This is a genomic window from Nonomuraea sp. NPDC050556 (assembly GCF_044457355.1).
Classification (GTDB): domain Bacteria; phylum Actinomycetota; class Actinomycetes; order Streptosporangiales; family Streptosporangiaceae; genus Nonomuraea.
Genome location: NZ_JBITGU010000001.1, coordinates 3,661,155 through 3,677,765 on the forward strand (window position 1 = coordinate 3,661,155; position 16,611 = coordinate 3,677,765).

Annotated in this window: 18 protein-coding genes and 1 riboswitch; of the genes, 10 read left to right on the top strand and 8 right to left on the bottom strand. The window is 70.6% G+C overall.

Features of this window, described 5'->3' with window-relative positions; genetic code table 11:
• The first annotated feature begins 9 nt into the window (after positions 1-9).
• From ACIBG8_RS17320 to ACIBG8_RS17330, 3 genes are read left to right on the top strand one after another with little or no spacing between them, the layout of a single operon-like run.
• Positions 10-1,197 carry an ABC transporter substrate-binding protein gene (locus ACIBG8_RS17320; protein WP_397343723.1) on the top strand — a complete coding sequence of 396 codons (1,188 nt, stop codon included), beginning with the start codon at positions 10-12 and terminating at the stop codon, positions 1,195-1,197.
• Complete coding sequence (locus ACIBG8_RS17325) at positions 1,176-2,033, top strand: ABC transporter permease (RefSeq protein ID WP_397343724.1); 858 nt, start codon at positions 1,176-1,178, stop codon at positions 2,031-2,033. The genes ACIBG8_RS17320 and ACIBG8_RS17325 overlap by 22 nt, the downstream gene beginning before the upstream one ends.
• On the top strand, positions 2,033-2,830 hold the full coding sequence (locus ACIBG8_RS17330; protein WP_397343725.1) for an ABC transporter permease: 798 nt from the start codon (positions 2,033-2,035) through the stop codon (positions 2,828-2,830). Before ACIBG8_RS17325 ends, ACIBG8_RS17330 begins: the two co-directional genes overlap by 1 nt.
• Here ACIBG8_RS17330 and ACIBG8_RS17335 read toward each other — a convergent pair.
• Together ACIBG8_RS17335 and ACIBG8_RS17340 are read right to left on the bottom strand one after the other, a co-directional pair.
• The gene (locus ACIBG8_RS17335; RefSeq protein ID WP_397343726.1) at positions 2,827-3,492 is read right to left on the bottom strand and encodes an NAD(P)-dependent oxidoreductase; all 666 of its coding nucleotides are present in this window, start codon (positions 3,490-3,492) and stop codon (positions 2,827-2,829) included. The genes ACIBG8_RS17330 and ACIBG8_RS17335 overlap by 4 nt on opposite strands.
• Positions 3,489-4,310, bottom strand: a complete 822-nt coding sequence (locus tag ACIBG8_RS17340) for an NAD(P)H-binding protein (protein ID WP_397343727.1) — start codon at positions 4,308-4,310, stop codon at positions 3,489-3,491. Before ACIBG8_RS17340 ends, ACIBG8_RS17335 begins: the two co-directional genes overlap by 4 nt.
• 59 nt (positions 4,311-4,369) lie before the next feature.
• On the opposite strand from ACIBG8_RS17340, the gene ACIBG8_RS17345 reads away from it, so the two are divergent.
• Positions 4,370-4,852, top strand: a complete 483-nt coding sequence (locus tag ACIBG8_RS17345) for a MarR family transcriptional regulator (protein WP_397343728.1) — start codon at positions 4,370-4,372, stop codon at positions 4,850-4,852.
• A gap of 349 nt (positions 4,853-5,201) precedes the next feature.
• Here ACIBG8_RS17345 and metF read toward each other — a convergent pair whose 3' ends face one another.
• Complete coding sequence (metF, locus tag ACIBG8_RS17350) at positions 5,202-6,131, bottom strand: methylenetetrahydrofolate reductase [NAD(P)H] (protein ID WP_397343729.1); 930 nt, start codon at positions 6,129-6,131, stop codon at positions 5,202-5,204.
• Positions 6,132-6,211: 80 nt separating this feature from the next.
• On the opposite strand from metF, the gene ACIBG8_RS17355 reads away from it, so the two are divergent.
• On the top strand, positions 6,212-7,270 hold the full coding sequence (locus ACIBG8_RS17355; protein WP_397343730.1) for a polyprenyl synthetase family protein: 1,059 nt from the start codon (positions 6,212-6,214) through the stop codon (positions 7,268-7,270).
• 299 nt (positions 7,271-7,569) lie between these two features.
• Here the strand turns inward: ACIBG8_RS17355 and thiE are convergent, their stop codons facing one another.
• The 3 genes from thiE to ACIBG8_RS17370 are packed head-to-tail and all read right to left on the bottom strand — an operon-like array spanning position 7,570 to position 9,745.
• Positions 7,570-8,202 carry a thiamine phosphate synthase gene (gene thiE / locus ACIBG8_RS17360; RefSeq protein WP_397343731.1) on the bottom strand — a complete coding sequence of 211 codons (633 nt, stop codon included), beginning with the start codon at positions 8,200-8,202 and terminating at the stop codon, positions 7,570-7,572.
• A complete protein-coding gene (locus ACIBG8_RS17365; protein ID WP_397343732.1) occupies positions 8,180-8,554 on the bottom strand; it encodes an Rv2175c family DNA-binding protein in 375 nt (124 codons plus the stop codon). Before ACIBG8_RS17365 ends, thiE begins: the two co-directional genes overlap by 23 nt.
• A gap of 30 nt (positions 8,555-8,584) precedes the next feature.
• Entirely contained in the window at positions 8,585-9,745 is a 1,161-nt protein-coding gene (locus tag ACIBG8_RS17370; RefSeq protein WP_397343733.1) for an NAD(P)/FAD-dependent oxidoreductase, read from the bottom strand.
• A gap of 45 nt (positions 9,746-9,790) precedes the next feature.
• Positions 9,791-9,906, top strand: a riboswitch (TPP riboswitch).
• On the opposite strand from ACIBG8_RS17370, the gene thiO reads away from it, so the two are divergent.
• From thiO to ACIBG8_RS17395, 5 genes are all read left to right on the top strand, one after another.
• Positions 9,896-10,984 (top strand): glycine oxidase ThiO, encoded by a 1,089-nt coding sequence (thiO, locus tag ACIBG8_RS17375; RefSeq protein WP_397343734.1) that lies wholly within the window; start codon positions 9,896-9,898, stop codon positions 10,982-10,984. It overlaps the preceding riboswitch by 11 nt.
• A complete protein-coding gene (gene thiS / locus ACIBG8_RS17380; protein ID WP_397343735.1) occupies positions 10,981-11,181 on the top strand; it encodes a sulfur carrier protein ThiS in 201 nt (66 codons plus the stop codon). Before thiO ends, thiS begins: the two co-directional genes overlap by 4 nt.
• On the top strand, positions 11,174-11,929 hold the full coding sequence (locus tag ACIBG8_RS17385; RefSeq protein ID WP_397343736.1) for a thiazole synthase: 756 nt from the start codon (positions 11,174-11,176) through the stop codon (positions 11,927-11,929). Before thiS ends, ACIBG8_RS17385 begins: the two co-directional genes overlap by 8 nt.
• An 80-nt stretch (positions 11,930-12,009) precedes the next feature.
• Positions 12,010-13,899 carry a Stk1 family PASTA domain-containing Ser/Thr kinase gene (pknB, locus tag ACIBG8_RS17390; RefSeq protein WP_397343737.1) on the top strand — a complete coding sequence of 630 codons (1,890 nt, stop codon included), beginning with the start codon at positions 12,010-12,012 and terminating at the stop codon, positions 13,897-13,899.
• A gap of 89 nt (positions 13,900-13,988) precedes the next feature.
• Entirely contained in the window at positions 13,989-14,387 is a 399-nt protein-coding gene (locus ACIBG8_RS17395; RefSeq protein WP_397343738.1) for a DUF6461 domain-containing protein, read from the top strand.
• On the opposite strand, the gene alc is transcribed toward ACIBG8_RS17395, so the two are convergent.
• Together alc and allB are read right to left on the bottom strand one after the other, a co-directional pair.
• Positions 14,352-15,299, bottom strand: a complete 948-nt coding sequence (alc, locus tag ACIBG8_RS17400) for an allantoicase (RefSeq protein ID WP_397343739.1) — start codon at positions 15,297-15,299, stop codon at positions 14,352-14,354. The two genes, ACIBG8_RS17395 and alc, sit on opposite strands and share 36 nt — an antisense overlap.
• Positions 15,300-16,610, bottom strand: coding sequence for an allantoinase AllB (allB, locus tag ACIBG8_RS17405; RefSeq protein WP_397343740.1), 1,311 nt, complete (start codon positions 16,608-16,610; stop codon positions 15,300-15,302). It lies immediately after the preceding gene.
• Position 16,611 lies beyond the last annotated feature (1 nt).

Here is a 16,611-nt window from a genome sequence, read left to right on the forward strand (position 1 = left end):
GGAGTAACCATGCGCACTCCCCGACTCCTCGCCGTGGCCCTCTGCTTCACCCTCGCCGCCTGCGGCTCCTCCTCCACTCCCGTTTCTCCCAAGGCCGGAGGTTTCACCCCGCCCAAGATCGATGCTTTGAAGTCTCTCGGCGCTGGAGAGGGGCAGGTCAACCTGGTCGCCTGGGCCGGGTACGCCGAGGACGGCTCCAACGACAAGGCCGTCGACTGGGTGCACCCGTTCGAGCAGGCCAGCGGGTGCAAGGTCAACACCAAGACCGCCGCCACCTCCGACGAGATGGTCGCGCTGATGAAGACCGGCGAGTACGACGCCGTCTCCGCCTCGGGCGACGCCTCGCTGCGCCTCATCGCCTCGGGCGACGTCGCCCCGGTCAACACCGCGCTCGTGCCCAACTACGCCGACGTGTTCGCCGGGCTCAAGGACAAGCCGTGGAACACGATCGGCGGCGTCAACTACGGCGTGCCGCACGGGCGCGGGGCGAACCTGCTCATGTGGCGCACCGACCAGGTGAAGACCGAGCCGGACTCGTGGAGCGTGGTGTTCGACCCGGCCTCGCCGTACAAGGGGAAGGTCACCGCCTACGACTCGCCGATCTACATCGCGGACGCGGCGCTCTACCTGATGACGGCCAAGCCCGACCTGGGGATCAAGAACCCCTACGCCCTGGACGACAAGCAGTTCGCCGCCGCCGTCGACCTGCTCAAGCAGCAGCGCACGGTCATCGGCGAGTACTGGTCCGACTACACCAAGGAGATCCAGGCCTTCAAGAGCGGCGACAGCGTGCTGGGCACCACCTGGCAGGTCATCGTCAACCTCGCCCAGGCCGACAAGGCGCCGGTCAAGGCCGTGCTGCCGAAGGAGGGCGGCACCGGCTGGTCGGACACCTGGATGGTGGCCGCCAAGGCCAAGAACCCCAACTGCGCCTACCGGTGGCTCGACTGGATCATCTCCCCCAAGGCCAACGCCGCCGTCGCCGAGTGGTTCGGCGAGGCCCCGGCCAACGCCAAGGCCTGCGACATGACGGCCGACAAGTCGTTCTGCGACACCTTCCACGCCACCGACGAGGACTACTTCAGCAAGGTGCACTTCTGGACCACGCCGATCGCCCAGTGCCTGGACGGCCGCACGGACGTGAAGTGCACGGACTACTCGCAGTGGACCAGGGCATGGACCGAGATCAAGGGATAGGCCCGCGCGGCCGCCTGGCCGCGTTCCTGCACAGGCACGCGGGCGTACGGCTGTCGCTGCTGCTGTCGGCGCCGATGGCCTGGCTGGGCGTGGCCTACCTGGGGGCGCTCGCCGCGCTGTTCCTCACCTCCTTCTGGTCGACGGACACCTTCACCGGCGACCTCGTCAGGACCTTCACCTGGGCGAACTTCCAGGACCTGGCGACCGGCGAGGTCTACAGGACGATCGCGCTGCGCTCGCTGGGCGTGGCCGTCGCGGTGACGCTGATCGACCTGGTGGTGGCGTTCCCGATGGCGTTCGCGATGGCGAAGCTGGCCTCGCCGCGGGCCCAGCGGTGGCTGGTCATCCTGGTGCTGACCCCGCTGTGGGCGTCCTACCTGGTCAAGGCGTACGCGTGGCGGGTGCTGCTGTCGTCGGGCGGGCTGCTGGGCTGGGGGTTCGGCGTGGGGGCGACGGTCCTGACGCTGTCGTACCTGTGGCTGCCGTACATGATCCTGCCCCTCTACGCGGGGCTGGAGCGGCTGCCGAACTCGCTGCTGGAGGCGGCGGGCGACCTGGGGGCTCGGGGGTGGCGGACGTTCAGGACCGTGGTGCTGCCACTGGCGTTCCCGTCGATCGTGGCGGGGTCGATCTTCACGTTCTCGCTGTCGCTGGGTGACTACATCGCGGTGAAGATCGTCGGCGGCAGCTCGCAGCTGCTCGGCAACGTGGTCTACGACAACATCGGCGCGGCCAACAACCTGCCGTTCGCGGCGGCCGTGGCGACCGTGCCCGCCCTGATCATGCTCGTCTACCTGGCCGCGGTCCGCCGCACGGGCGCGCTGGAGAACCTCTGATGCATCTGTCCAGAACGGCCAGGACGCTGCTGCTGTCGGCGCTGGGCCTCGGCCTCGTGGTGATCTACCTGCCGCTCTTCATCGTGGTGCTCAACTCGGTCAACGCCGACCGCACGTTCGCCTGGCCGCCGCCCGGACTGACCTTCCGCTGGTGGACGGCGGCCTGGGAGTCGTCGGGGGTGCGCGACGCGCTGTGGACCTCGGTCCAGGCGGCGCTCGGCGCGACGGCGATCGCGCTGGCGCTGGGGACGATGGCGGCCTTCGCCGTCCAGCGTTACCGGTTCTTCGGGCGCGACACCGTCTCGCTGCTCATCGTGCTGCCGATCGCGCTGCCCGGCATCGTGACCGGGATCGCGCTCGGCAACACCTTCCACGACGTGCTCGGGATGCCGCTCGGGCTGTTCACGGTGATCGTCGGGCACGCGACGTTTTGCGTGGTGACCGTACACAACAACGTCCTGGCCCGGCTGCGGCGGCTCGGGACGTCGGCCGAGGAGGCCTCGGCCGACCTGGGCGCCGACCCGTTCACCACGTTCCGCCTGGTCACGTTCCCGATGATGCGGTCGGCGCTGCTGGCGGGCGGGCTGCTGGCCTTCGCGCTGTCGTTCGACGAGATCATCGTCACCACGTTCACCGCGGGGGCCGGCACCAGGACGCTGCCGATCTGGATCTTCGAGAACCTGTTCCGTCCCAACCAGGCGCCGGTGGTGAACGTGGTCGCCGCCGCGCTCATCCTGGCCTCCGTGGTGCCGATCTACCTCGCCCAGCGGCTGTCGGGCGAGGCGCCGACGCATTAGGTGGCCACTCCGATCGTCTGTTTCACCGTCTCCGGCCTGCCGAGGACGTCGAGCATGAGGTGGGCGACGTCCGCCCTGGAGACGGTGAGGCCGCCGCGGATGTTCTGCCCGTAGGCGGTGCGGTAGTGGCCGGTCACGGGCTTGTCGGTGAGCCTCGGCGGGCGGACGATCGTCCAGTCGAGGCCGCCCTGGTGCAGGACGTCCTCCATTAGCGCCAGGTCCAGGTAGTGCTCCTTGAGCACCCGGCCGACGATGGGCGCCATCACGTGGCGCATGAGGAACCCGTCGCCCGGATCGTGCCTGGGCGGGTGCGGGCGGCTCGGCGTGGCGACGGTGCCGACCGGGGCGGCGCTGACCACCACGATCCTGCGCACGCCGACCGCCTCCATGGCGGTGACGATCTTCCTGGTGCCCGGCTCGGTGATGCCCGCCTGCTTCGGCGAGCGCGGTCCGAGTCCGGAGAGCACGGCGTCCGCTCCTTGGAAGGCGGTGTGCAGCGCCGTCAGGTCGTCGTCTTCGAGGTCGGCCGCGACCGCCCTCGTGCCCGCCGGCAGGTTGGCCGGGTTCCTGACGACCGCGGTCACCTCGTGCCCCTGCTCCACGGCCTGGGCGAGCAGGTGCCTTCCGATGCCGCCGGTCGCCGCGACGATGACGATCCTCACTTGAAAGCCTCCGCGTTCTCCGCCGCCCACTGCGCGAACGGCGTGGCCGGGCGGCCGAGGACGCGCTGCACCTCGTCGGTGACGAACGCGCCGAGCCCGTCGGTGTAGCGGCGCATCAGCGCCTCGACGAACGGCTCGGGCAGGCCGTTGGCCACCATGCCGCGCGCCGCCTGCTCCGGCGGGACCTCCTGGTAGCGCAGCGGGCGGCCGATGGCCGCGCCGATGATCTCGACCATCTCGGTGTGGGTGAGCGCCTGCGGGCCGGTGAGCTCCAGCCTGCCGCTGATGCCGTCGTCGAGCAGGGCGCGCGCGGCCACCTGGGCCAGGTCGCGCTCGTGCAGGGGGGTCTCGGCGAAGTCGGCGTACGGCCCGCGCACGACGTCTCCGGCGCGGATCTGGGCGCCCATGAAGCCGAGCGCGTTGCTGGCATAGGCGCTGGGGCGCAGGCTCACCCACTCCAGCCCGCTGCCCGCAGCCGCCCGGTCTGCCTCCCGGTTCCTGTCGCCTCTCATGCGGGAGGGCTGCAGCGACGTGTCGTCGTCGACGTTGATCGCGGCCAGGGCCACGACGCGGCGCACGCCCTTGCGCTTGGCCAGGTCGACCAGCTCGGCCGCTGCCTCGCCCACGGCTCTGGCGTGGAGGAAGAGGGTGGTGACGCCCTCCAGGTGTACGGCGAGCGTTTCCGGGTTCGACGGATCGCCCTGCTCTTCCGTCGTCTTCGGGTTGCGGCTGACGGCGCGGAACTGCGCCCCGCCCGCTTCGAGCTCTTCGATGAGCAGCCGTCCGACCAGGCCCGTCGCTCCAGTAACCAAGATCATGGTTGCCCTTCCATGTACCCTTGTGCTCTGAAAGTCGTACAATATGAGGACCATATCATATGAATTCCGTAGTATCTGGGCCGGGCCGGGAGAAGCGGCGGCTCAGCATCGCCGTCAGGGAGTCTCTGCGTGAGCTGGGGGTGCAGTTGAACCTGCTCAACCGGCAGGTGAGCGCGCGGGCGGGGCTCAAGGACGTGGACCTCGAATGCCTCGACCTCATCGGCAGGCACAACCCGATCAGCCCTGGGGCGCTGGCCAAGCTCGCGGGGCTGCATCCGGCGACGCTGACGGGGATCCTGGACCGGTTGGAGAAGGGGGGGTGGGTGGAACGCTCACGCGACCCCGCCGACCGGCGGGCCGTGGTGCTGCGGAGCGTGCGGGAGCGGAATGCGGAGATCTTCCAGCTTTACGCGGGGATGACGGGGGCGGTGGACGCGTTGTGCGACGGGTACTCGGAGGAGGAGCTGAAGGTCATCGCCGACTTCCTCACCCGCACCACCACCGCGGGCCGCACCGCCACCGCCGCCCTCACCACCGACTGACCCCTTTCGATGCTTCGGGGGTTTGGGGCCTCAGGGTTCTCAGCGGCCCTCAACGGCCTCGGGACTCGGGGGCCTTTGGGATCTCTCAGGGCTTCATGGGGGGCTGACCTGGGAGGGGCTTGGTGGGCGCTGTTGCGGCGGCCGACCATGAGGGCCTGGAGTGGCGTGGGTCCACGGACCCCAGCCACGGTCGGCGAGTGGCGCGTCCCTCGGCTCCGCCGTACCCCCAAAGCCCTTAATGCCCCAAGCCCACGCAGCCCTAATACCCTTAGCCGTGTTGCCTCCAAAGGAGGCGCGCCGCAGCGGGACCCGCACCCGTCGACGAGGGCGCGGCCGTCAGAGGAGTGGCTCAGGAGGCCTTCACGGAAGACGTCAGCGGGTGGAGGTTCTGGAAGACCTCCCCGCTCGCGCTCGAGCGGTTGAACGTGATGAAGTGGATCCCCGGCGCACCCTCGTCCAGCAGCCGCTGGCAGAGCTCCGTCCCGTGCTCGATCCCCAACGCCCGCACCGCCGCCGGATCGTCGGCCACCGCCTCGAACCGCGCCGCCACCTCCGCAGGGAACGGCGCCCCCGACAGCTGCTCCGACCGCGCGATCGTGCTCATCTGCGTCACCGGCATGATGCACGGGATGATCGGCGTCTCGCACCCCTCGGCCGCCACCCGGTCGCGCAGCCGCAGGTAGTCGTCCGCCTGGAAGAACATCTGCGTGATCGCGTAGTCGGCCCCCGCCCGGCACTTGCGGACAAAGTACGACGTGTCGGACTCGATGGACGGCGAGCGCGGGTGCTTGTACGGGAACGCCGCCACCCCCACGCAGAAGTCGCCGGCCTGCCGGATCAGCTTGACGAGGTCCTCGGCGTACAGCACGCCCTCCGGATGCCGCACCCACTCCGCGCCCGGGTCGCCGGGCGGGTCGCCGCGCACGGCCAGGATGTTGCGCACCCCCGCGTCCGCGAACCGCCCCACCAGGTGGCGCAGCTCGCGCACCGAGTGGTTGACCGCGGTGAAATGCGCCACAGGCGTCAGCGTCGTCTCGTGGGCCAGCCGCTCCACGATGTCGACCGTCCGGTCGCGGGTCGAGCCGCCGGCGCCGTACGTCACCGACACGAACGTCGGCCGCAGCGCCTCGAGCTCCCTGATCGCACGCCACAGCTGCCGCTCGCCCTCGTCGGTCTTCGGTGGGAAGAACTCGAAGGAGAACGACCGTTCGCCGGACGCGAGCAGCTCGCGCACGGTGGGAACACGATCGGGAAGCATGGAGGGTCGACCCAGAGCCATGCGGTAAAGGCTACCGGTACCAGCGTTCACAGGGGCATCGGGAGATCGAAGGCTGGCCGAACGGCCACTAGTCTCGGAGCATGACCAGTGACGCCGCGAGCATGGACGATCTCCGCACCGAGGTGGATCGTTCCCTCAGGGAGTTCATCGACCGGCAGGTCGTGGACTCCGATGTGGAGCCCCTCATCACCGCGGCCGGCGAGCTGCTGTCCGGCGGCAAGCGGCTGCGTCCCGCCTTCTGTTACTGGGGGTGGCGCGCTGGGGGCGGCGGGGACGATCCGGCGATCTTCACGGCTTCTGCGTCGCTGGAGCTGCTGCAGGCGAGCGCGCTCGTGCACGACGACGTGATGGACAAGAGCGACCTGCGGCGCGGCATGCCGTCGGCGCACCGGCGGTTCCAGACGTTGCACGAGAAGTCCGGGTGGTACGGCTCCGCCGAGCAGTTCGGCGAGGGGGCGGCGATCCTGCTGGGCAACCTGCTGCTCATCTGGTCGGGCGAGATGTGGCGCACGAGCGGGCTGCCTTCCCCGTCGCTGGCGGCGGCGCAGCCGGTGCACGACCACATGCGGACCGAGCTGATGTGCGGGCAGTATCTGGATCTCCTGGAGCAGGCGCACGGCGAGAACACCTTCGACTCGGCGCTGCGGGTGGCTCTGTACAAGAGCGGCAAGTACTCGGTGGAGCAGCCGTTGCGCCTGGGCCTCGTCCTGGCCGCCCGGTCGCGCGAGAAGTGGATCGACGACCTGTGCGTGGAGTACGGCAGGCGGGTGGGGATCGCCTTCCAGCTGCGTGACGACATCCTGGGCGTCTTCGGCGACCCTGCGCAGACCGGGAAACCGGCTGGGGACGACCTGCGTGAGGGCAAGCGCACGATGCTGGTCGCCCGCACTCTTGCCGCGGCGTCCGCCGACGACGCGGAGATCGTCCGGCGGTTGCTGGGCGACCCGGCGTTGGACGAGCAGGGGGTGGCGACGTTGCGCGGGATCATCGAGGACACGGGGGCGTTGCAGGAGTGCGAGGACATGATCGCCGACTATCTGTCGGAGTCGCTGACCCACCTGGACAACGCCCCCATCACCGCGGAGGCCCGCACCGCACTGGGCGACCTCGCCGTCGCCGCCACCAGCCGCAAAACCTGACCCCCGTTTTCGGGCAGGCTGCGCGAGGTGGCGAGCGCACGCCTCACGGGGAGCTGTCCTCCTAGGCGCGCCTTCCCGAGAGCCGGTGCGGCGAAGCGCGGAGAGCGGTCCTCTCGGGCGCGCCTTCCCGAGCGCCGGCGCGGCGAGAAGGGGTACGGCGGAGCCCGGCGCAAGGTGCACGGACACAAGCCCACGATCGCGAGGCGCAAGAGCCCCAGGGCGTGAGGGACCGTTAGAAAGCGGTGACCGTAAGAAAAGGTAGAGCCCCGAGGGCGGTAGGAGCCCTCGGGGGTGGGTGGTCAGGGGGTCAGGCGTTTGGCGAACTCGCGGGCCGCCGCCCCAGGGTCCTCTGCGTCCGTGATCGCGCGCACCACCACGACCCTGGTCACGCCACAAGACATGACCTCATCGAGGTTCTCCAACGAGATCCCCCCGATCCCGAACCAAGGACGCGACCCGAGACCCGCCGCGTGCCGCAGCAACGAGGGCCCTGGCGCGTGCCGTCCAGGTTTGGTGGGCGTCGGCCAGATGGGACCGCAGCAGTAATAGTCGACCCCCTCCTCCACGGAGGCAGCCGACGCCTCCGCCGCCGAGTGGGTGGACCGTCCGATGACGATGTCGTCGCCGAGTATCTCCCGAGCGACCGTCACAGGAAGATCGTCCTGCCCCAGGTGGAGCACGTCGGGCCGCGCCGCGAAGGCGACGTCGGCCCGGTCGTTCACCGCCAGGAGCCTGCCGTGCCTGTCGCAGGCGTCGCGGAAGACCTCGAGCAGCGCGAGCTCCTCGCGCGCCTCCAGGCCCTTCTCGCGCAGCTGGACGATGTCCACCCCGTTGGCGAGCACGGCGTCGAGGAACTCGGCGAGGTCGCCGCGCTCCCGTCGCCCGTCGGTGCAGAGGTAGAGCCTGGCGTCAGAAACCGAGGGCTTGGGCACGCCGCTTGACCTCTGTGTGGCGACCGGCTCTGATCGCGTCAACCGGCGATCCTGGCAGCGAGTCGTCAGGGGTGAAGAGCCACCGAAGGGCCTCCACGTCGTCGTATCCGGCGTCCTGGAGCACCGTCAAGGTGCCAGGCAGCCCTTTCACCACATCCTTTCCCTCAATGAACACCGCGGGGACCTCTGGTCCGCCGCGCCCACGGCGTACGCCGATGAGCTTGTGGTCCTTGAGGAGTTGCTTGGCCCGCCCGATCGTCAGGTCAAGGCGCTTGGCCACTTCGGGGAGAGTGAGCCACTCGTCAACGAGCTGGTCGGTCTCCCGGTCGATCTGTGCAACAGAAAGCGTCACGAAACCACAACTACCACATGCCGTGCTTGCTCAAACAACACAGTCTCGTAGAGGAACGTCGGGATCGACCAGGCGAGAGGGGTCGAGGCGCTGTCCCGCCTCGACGATCCTGCGCCCCTGGACGAGGTCGCGCGGGCGGTCGACGGTGAGGACGGCGGCCAGCCGGTCGTCGTCGGTGAGCCAGCACACGGACCACTTGCCGTCGGGCCCGCCGCGGTTGATCATGCGGGCTCCCGCGTGGTGTCCCGCGTACTGGACCATGTGCCCGAACTGCTCCGACCAGAAGTACGGCACCGGGTCGTAGACGCCCTCCTCGCCGAGCAGGGTCGCTGCGGCGATCTCGGGGGCGCTGAGCGCGGTGTCCCAGTGCTCGACGCGCAGGCGGGTCCGGTAGCGGCGCGACCACCACGCGGCGCAGTCGCCGACGGCGAGCACGCCGGGCAGGGAGGTGCGCAGGTGCTCGTCGGTGACGACGCCGTTGTGCAGGTCGATGTCGGATCCGGCGAGCCATTCGACGGTGGGGCGGACGCCGATGCCGGTGACGACCACGTCCGCGTCGACGAACGAGCCGTCGAGCAGCTGCACGCCGCCCTCGTCGACGGAGCCGACCATGGTGTCCAGGCGCAGGTCGATGCCCTCGTAGAAGGCGGCGGTGCGGGAGCCGACCTCGGGGCCGATGGCGTGCGCCAGCGGGGCGGAGCCCGCCTCGATGACGGTCACGTGGCATCCGGCGCGCAGGGCGGCCGTGGCGACCTCCGCGCCGATCCAGCCCGCGCCGATGATCGCCACGCGGGCGCCGCGGACGAAGACGGCGCGCAGGGTGAGCGCGTCGTCGATGGTGCGCAGCACGTGCTGCATGCCGTCGCCCGGCAGCTTGATGGGTTCCGCGCCGGTCGCGATGACCAGGCCGTCGTAGGTGAACTCGCCCTCGGTGGTCTCCAGCACGCCCTCGCGCAGGCCCTTGGCCGAGACGCCAGGCCTGAAGTCGACCTCCAGCGCGTCCAGGTCGACGTCCACGTAGGACTGGTCGGTCTTGCCGAGCAGCACCGCCTTGGACAGCGGCGGGCGGTCGTAGGGCCGGTGGCGCTCCTCGCCCACCAGCGTGATCCTGCCGGGGAACCCGCGTCCCCTCAGCGCCTCGACACTCCGTACCCCTGCAAGCCCTGCGCCTACCACTACGACATGATTCACGCCCACGACCCTAAAGTGCGCTTTCCCGCAGCGGTAGGCTGGGGGCGTAAGACGCGCGGGAGTCCGGCCTGACCGGGCTGAGAGGAAGGCTGTCACGGGCCTTCGACCGCAAGACACCTGATCCGGATCATGCCGGCGAAGGGAGCGGAAATGGACCTGGTCGTGGGCGGTGGCGTCGTCGGGCTGTCGATCGCCTGGCGGCTCGCCCGTGCGGGCCGTACGGTCACCGTGGTCGACCCCGCACCGGCTTCTGGCGCCTCGCACGCCGCCGCGGGGATGCTGGCTCCGGTGAGCGAGGTCACATACACGGAGGAGCCTCTGCTCCGGCTGGGGCTCGCGTCGCTGCGCCGCTGGCCGTCCTTCGCGGCGGAACTGCTCGCGGAGTCGGGGGTCGAGCTCGACTACCGGGTCGACGGGACGCTCGACGTGGCGTTCGGGACCGATGATCTGGCGGCGCTGGACGAGCTGGCCGCCTTCATGGACAAGCTCGGCCTGCCGGTCGAGCGGCTCACCGGGCGCGAGTGCCGCCGCCTGGAGCCCATGCTGGCCCCGTCGGTGCGCGGCGGCCTCCTGGCGCCCCAGGACGCCTGGGTGGACCCCAGACGCGTCACCACAGCCCTCCTGGCCGCCCTGTCAAAGCTGCGGGTGCCCGTGATCCGGGCGCGCGCGACCGAGCTCCTGCGCGAGGGCGAGGCCGTCAAGGGGGTACGGCTGGCGCCGCGTGAGGCCGGGCCGTACCAGGAAGTCCTCGAAGCGGACCGGGTGATCCTCGCGGCGGGGGTGTGGAGCGGCGAGCTGGCGGGCGTCCCCGTGCGCCCGGTCAAGGGGCAGATCATGCGCCTCCACTCCCCCACCCCCCTGCTCACCCGCTGCGTCAGGGGCACCGTGCACGGCGCGTCCGTCTACCTCGTGCCGCGCGGCGACGGCGAGCTGGTCGTCGGCGCCACCCAGGAGGAGCTGGGCTTCGACACCAGGGTGACGGCCGGAGGCGTGTACGAGCTGCTCAGGGACGCCAGGGAACTGGTGCCCGGCGTCACCGAGCTGGAGCTCGCCGACGTGGTGGCCGGGCTGCGCCCGAGCACGCCGGACAACGTGCCGCTGATCGGCCCCTGGCAGGGCCTGACGCTGGCCACGGGACACCACAGGGGCGGCGTCCTGCTGGCCCCGCTGACCGCCGCGCTGGTCGCGGGTGAAGAGGGCGAGCTGGCAGAGCTCTGCTCGCCGGGGAGATATGCATGAATGTGATGATCAACGGGGCGGCGCACGAGCTGCCCGACGGCACGACCGTGGCGCAGGCCGTACGCGCGCTGACGACGGCCACCACCGGGGTGGCCGTCGCGGTGAACGACGAGGTGGTGACCCGCGGCACGTGGGAGAGCACCGCGCTGGCCGACAGCGACCGCGTCGAGGTGCTCACGGCGGTGCAGGGTGGATGAGCTGATCATCGCGGGCGAGCGGTTCTCCTCGCGGCTCATCATGGGCACCGGCGGCGCACCCTCGCTGGAGGTGCTCGACCAGGCACTGGTCGCCTCTGGCACCGAGCTGACCACCGTGGCGATGCGGCGGCTCGACCCGTCGGCGCCCGGTTCCGTGCTCGATGTGCTGAAAAATCGTGGCATCAAGGTGCTGCCGAACACGGCGGGCTGCTTCACCGCGGGCGAGGCCGTGCTCACGGCGAAGCTGGCCAGGGAGGCGCTCGGCACCAACTGGGTCAAGCTCGAGGTCATCAACGACGAGCGCACGCTGCTGCCCGACCCGATCGAGACGTTCGACGCGGCGGAGCGGCTGGTGGCCGACGGGTTCGTGGTGCTGCCCTACATCGGCGACGACCCGGCGCTGGCGCGCAGGCTGGAGCAGGCGGGCTGCGCGGCCGTCATGCCGCTCGGCGCGCCGATCGGCTCGGGGCTCGGCATCCGCAACCCGCACAACATCGAGCTCATCGTCGAGGCGGCTGGGGTGCCGGTGATCCTCGACGCGGGCATCGGCACGGCGAGCGACGCGGCGCTGGCGATGGAGCTCGGCTGCGACGCCGTACTCCTCGCCACTGCCGTGACCAGGGCGCAGCAGCCGTCGCTGATGGCCGCGGCGATGGCCGCAGCGGTCCAGGCCGGACGCATGGCGCGGGCGGCTGGACGCATCCCCCGCCGCCGTTACGCCGAGGCGTCGTCCCCCACAACCCCTTGACGCGTTCCAACAGGAACAGGTCGGCATCGGTTTCGGATAGTCCGGCCCTGCCAGTGGCAAAACGCCCGTAAACTCGGGCCGTGGACACGACGACTGCGGACCCCCTCGTCGGGCGGCTCCTCGACGGGCGCTATCGCGTCGAGTCCCGGATCGCCCGGGGCGGCATGGCGACCGTCTACCTGGCGCTCGACATCCGGCTCGATCGTACGGTCGCGTTGAAGGTGATGCACCGCTCGCTGGCCGAGGACCCGGCGTTCGTGCGCCGGTTCATCGGCGAGGCCAAGTCGGTGGCGAGCCTGTCGCACCCCAACGTGGTGCACGTCTTCGACCAGGGCACCGACAACGACATCGTCTACCTGTCGATGGAGTACGTGCCCGGCAAGACGCTGCGCGACGTGCTGCGCGAGCGCGGCAGGCTGCCCGCGCGCGAGGCGCTTGAGGTCATGATCCCGGTGCTGGCCGCGCTCGGCGCGGCCCACCAGGCGGGCATGGTCCACCGCGACATGAAGCCGGAGAACGTCCTGCTGACCGACGACGGCCGGGTCAAGGTCGTCGACTTCGGCCTGGCCAGGGCGATCGAGGCGACCAACCAGACGCGTACCGGCGTGATGATCGGCACGATCGGCTACATGTCGCCCGAGCAGGTCACAACGGGCGGCGCGGACGTCCGCAGCGACGTCTACGCGGCGGGCATCATGCTGTTCGAACTGGTCACCGGGCAGCAGCCCTACGACGGCGAGACGCCGATGTCGGTGGCCTACCGGCACGTGCACGACACCGTGCCCGCGCCGTCTTCTGTGGTGCCCGAGGTGCCGCCGCTGATCGACACGCTGGTCGCGCAGGCCACGGCGCGCGACCCGTTCGACCGGTTCCAGGACGCCAGCGCGATGCTGGTGGCCGCGGTCGACGCGCACCGGATGTTGCCGCGCCTGACGGTGCCGCCCGTCTCGCACCCGTCGCAGGCGCCGGTGGCGCCCACCCACACGCTGATCCAGCCGCGCGCCGACCTCCACACAGCGCCGCCGTCGCCCCCTTCGCCCTCTTCGCTCAAGAAGTTCCGCCCGCACTGGTTCCTGGTGGCGTTGTCGGCCGTGATGGTCGTCGCGGTGGGGCTCACCTGGTGGTTCTTCTCGCAGGCCAAGTACGTGATCGTTCCCGAGCTGGTGGGGCAGGACGTCTCCATCGCCAAGGAGTCCGCCATCTCGCACGGGCTGACCGTACGGCTGGCGGAGGGGCGCTACGACGAGAAGGTGCCCAAGGGGCTCGTGCTGTCCACCGATCCGGCCGGCAAGTCGGAGGTGGAGGAGGGGCGGACGATCACCATCGTGCCGTCGCTGGGGGCCAAGCGGGTGACCGTACCCAAGGTCGAGGGCCTGAGCGAGGCGGACGCCAGGGCCGCGATCGGCGAAGCGGGGCTGAGCGTCGGCAAGGTGAGCAGGATCGCCAGCCCTGACGTGGAGCGCGACCACGCGATCCGCACCAACCCGAACGTGGGCGAGCGGGTCAAGGAGGGCTCCAGCGTCGGGCTGTTCGTCAGCGCCGGGATGGTGATGCCCGACGTCGGCGGGATGCCTAAGGACGAGGCGGCCGCTTATCTGGGCGAGCAGGGTTTCCAGGTGCAGGTCAACGAGGTGGCCGACGACGCGGAGCCGTGCACGGTGATCGCGCAGAACCCGCGCGCGAAGGCGGAGGTCGACAAGGGCGCGGTGGCGGCGCTGACGGTGTCGTCGTGCGGCATGCCCTGGGACGACTGGTTCCGCGGCGACGACACGCAGGCCAACGACCAGGCGGACAACCGCATCGTGCCCGGCGAGGTCGGCAAGTCGGTCTCGGACGCCAAGGCGGAGCTGGAGGCGGCGGGGTTCAAGGTGAAGGTCCGCAAGCTGCTCAACTCGGGCATGGTCCGCTTCCAACGGCCCGCCGCCAACTCGGAGCGCCCGGCAGGCTCGGAAGTCGTCCTCTGGCACTGACGTACAGCTGGCTCGCTGCGCAGCGCAGTGACGCTGAGGAAGGCACCTACCTGTGTCTGACCTTCCTCAGCGGCCTCGCCCCCGACGAGGTGCTACGCAGGGCGGGCAACGCGCCGTGCGCGGTCTACGCGGCACGTGGCGGGTCGGTGCTGGAGACCGAGTGGCCCCCAGCCTTCAACGGCCCGCTGTCCGTCGGCACCGCCATGGCGACGGTGTTCTTCGACGTCAAGCACGACGACTTCACCTACGCCGTGGACGGGCGGTTGGTAAGTGCGTTCAGCGTGTTCGCCTACTCCTGTCGCGAGGGCGTCGAGCCGGATCCGCTCGAAGCCGCCGTTCTGGAGCTGGGTCTCGACCGGGATGAGCGGGTGGAGGAGCCCGTCGCGGCGGCGCTGGAGCTGGCTGGGCGGGCCACTGGGGTGTATCTGTCGGCCGCCGACTTCGTCCGGCCGTCAGGCCAGGTGGCCGTGGAGGCGGATTCTGGCTAGGCCGCCGTCGGGGTAGATGTTCACCCTGACGTAGCTCACCGGCGTGGACTGCTCCAGGCGGAAGCGGTGGTTGGCGTCGGGTTGCAGGCGGGTCCTGGGGAGCAGACCCGACCAGGTCTCGCCGTCCGTCGATCCTTCCAGGGAGACGGCGCCCGGGGCGTTGAAGATGAGGTTCGTGGTGTCGATCTCGGCCAGCCGGATGACGCCCGCCCCGGCCAGCCGTACCACCAGCCAGTCGTTGCCGTCGTCGCGCCGGCGCGCGGTCTCCCAGCCCTCCGCCTGGTGGCGGGCCAGCCCTGGTGAGATGGCGTTGTTGGGCGAGGAGTAGAACTCGTTGGAGCACGCGGTCACCAGGGCGCCGTTCTCCAGGGCGGCCAGGTCGAGCGACAGCCCCTCGTACAGCTTGAGGTCGGGGACGACCTCGCCGTGCACCCGGAGCCTGGCGATCCCGCCGTCGGGGATCATGTTCAGGCGCACGTGGGTGTAGCGGCGCTCGTCGGACACCTCGAAGAAATGCTCGGCATCACCCGTGATGTCGCTCCTGGGCACCAGCTCGTGCCACTCGGCGCTCTCCAGCTCCGCCAAAGACGGGTACCCCTCCACCGCGCAGGCCTCGACGGAGGCGTGCGGCGGGTAGTTGCCCTTGAACCAGGCCGTGTCGATCACGATGCCCCGCACGATGCCGGGCAGGCCCAGCCGCACGATCGCCCAGTCGTGCCCGGGTTCGCGCCGCCGCCTGGTCTCCCAGCCGTCGTAGACCTGCCCCTTGTTGCCGAACGTGTGCGCCTGGAACGCGGGCCTGCCCGGCCGGATGAGCGCCTCGCGCTCGGCGAAGGACTCGTCGTTGGCGGCGATCACGGAGCCGCCGAGGGTGCGCAGCGCGAGGTCGGGCAGGGCGGTGAAAGCGGTCATTCAGTGGTCTCCAAACAGGAAGTGTCCGTACGGCTGAGCCGTCACGTCGATCTCGCGCCCCCGCAGCCAGGTGGTGGTGACCGCGCCCCTGAGGGTGCGGCCGTCGTAGGGCGTCACGGGGTTCTTGTGGTGCAGGCGCCCCGCGTCGACGGGGTTGGCGGCGTCGGTGGCGAAGGCCACCAGATCCGCGTCATTGCCCGGCTTCAGCGCACCCTTTCCGGAAATATCCGCCAATGCGGCGGGTGCAGCGGACATCCAGCGGACCACGTCGGCCAGCGAGCGCCCGCGCGCCGACGCCTCGGTCCAGATGGCGCTCAGTCCGAGCTGCAGTGAGGCGATCCCGCCCCACGCCTCGGCGAACGACGGCACCTTGAGGTCGGCGGTCGAGGGCGAGTGGTCGGAGACGACGCAGTCGAGCACCCCGGCGGCCAGACCCTCCCAGAGCCGGTCGCGGTTGGCCTCGTCGCGGATGGGCGGGCAGCACTTGAAGGCGGTCTGCCCGTCGGGGATCTGCTCGGCGGCGAGGGTGAGGTAGTGCGGGCAGGTCTCCGCGGTGATGCGGACGCCGTCCCGCCTGGCGGCTTCGAGGGGTTCGAGGCAGTCGGCGCTGGAGACGTGCAGGATGTGCACCCGTGCGCCGGTCTCGCGGGCCAGCCCGATGACGGTCTCGACGGCGCGGCGTTCCGAGGCGCCAGGACGAGATGCCAAGAATTCCGGATAGGTCGGGCCGCTGGGGTTGTCGAGGAGGCCGGGGTCCTCCGCGTGGACGACCATGAGGCCGTCGAAGGCGGCGATCTCCCTGAGCGCCTCGCGCACCTCGGCGGTGGTGAGCTCAGGGAACTCCTCGACGCCGGACGGCGAGAGGAAACACTTGAAGCCGAGCACGCCGCGGTCGTGGAGGGGGCGCAGGTCCTTGACGTTGCCGGGGATGGCGCCGCCCCAGAAGCCGACGTCGACGAAGCACTGCCCGGCGGCCGCTTCGAGCTTGGCGTCGAGGGCGGCGACGCCGACCGTCGGGGGGAGGGAGTTGAGCGGCATGTCCACGATCGTGGTCACGCCCCCGGCCGCTGCCGCGCGGGTCGCCGAGGCGAAGCCCTCCCAGTGGGTCCGTCCCGGCTCGTTGACGTGCACGTGCGTGTCGACCAGGCCGGGCAGCAGCGCGACCTCGCCGAGGTCCACGGTCTCCGCCGCCTCGACGGAGGCCTCGTAGGGGTGCAGGGCCGCGATCTTCCCGTCCTGTACGGCTACCGCCGCCGCCTGCTCCCCCTCCGGGGTGACGGCGCGCCGCGAACGGACGACGAGGTCGTACATG

Excerpts from the sequence above, each read along its gene's own strand:
- ACIBG8_RS17340 (WP_397343727.1), bottom strand. The coding sequence starts at position 4,310 with ATGATCTTGGTTACTGGAGCGACGGGCCTGGTCGGACGGCTGCTCATC.
- alc (WP_397343739.1), bottom strand. The coding sequence starts at position 15,299 with ATGACCGCTTTCACCGCCCTGCCCGACCTCGCGCTGCGCACCCTCGGC.
- ACIBG8_RS17330 (WP_397343725.1), top strand. The coding sequence starts at position 2,033 with ATGCATCTGTCCAGAACGGCCAGGACGCTGCTGCTGTCGGCGCTGGGC.
- thiS (WP_397343735.1), top strand. The coding sequence starts at position 10,981 with ATGAATGTGATGATCAACGGGGCGGCGCACGAGCTGCCCGACGGCACG.
- ACIBG8_RS17345 (WP_397343728.1), top strand. The coding sequence starts at position 4,370 with ATGAATTCCGTAGTATCTGGGCCGGGCCGGGAGAAGCGGCGGCTCAGC.
- ACIBG8_RS17355 (WP_397343730.1), top strand. The coding sequence starts at position 6,212 with ATGACCAGTGACGCCGCGAGCATGGACGATCTCCGCACCGAGGTGGAT.
- metF (WP_397343729.1), bottom strand. The coding sequence starts at position 6,131 with ATGGCTCTGGGTCGACCCTCCATGCTTCCCGATCGTGTTCCCACCGTG.
- allB (WP_397343740.1), bottom strand. The coding sequence starts at position 16,610 with ATGTACGACCTCGTCGTCCGTTCGCGGCGCGCCGTCACCCCGGAGGGG.
- ACIBG8_RS17325 (WP_397343724.1), top strand. The coding sequence starts at position 1,176 with ATGGACCGAGATCAAGGGATAGGCCCGCGCGGCCGCCTGGCCGCGTTC.
- ACIBG8_RS17320 (WP_397343723.1), top strand. The coding sequence starts at position 10 with ATGCGCACTCCCCGACTCCTCGCCGTGGCCCTCTGCTTCACCCTCGCC.
- thiO (WP_397343734.1), top strand. The coding sequence starts at position 9,896 with ATGGACCTGGTCGTGGGCGGTGGCGTCGTCGGGCTGTCGATCGCCTGG.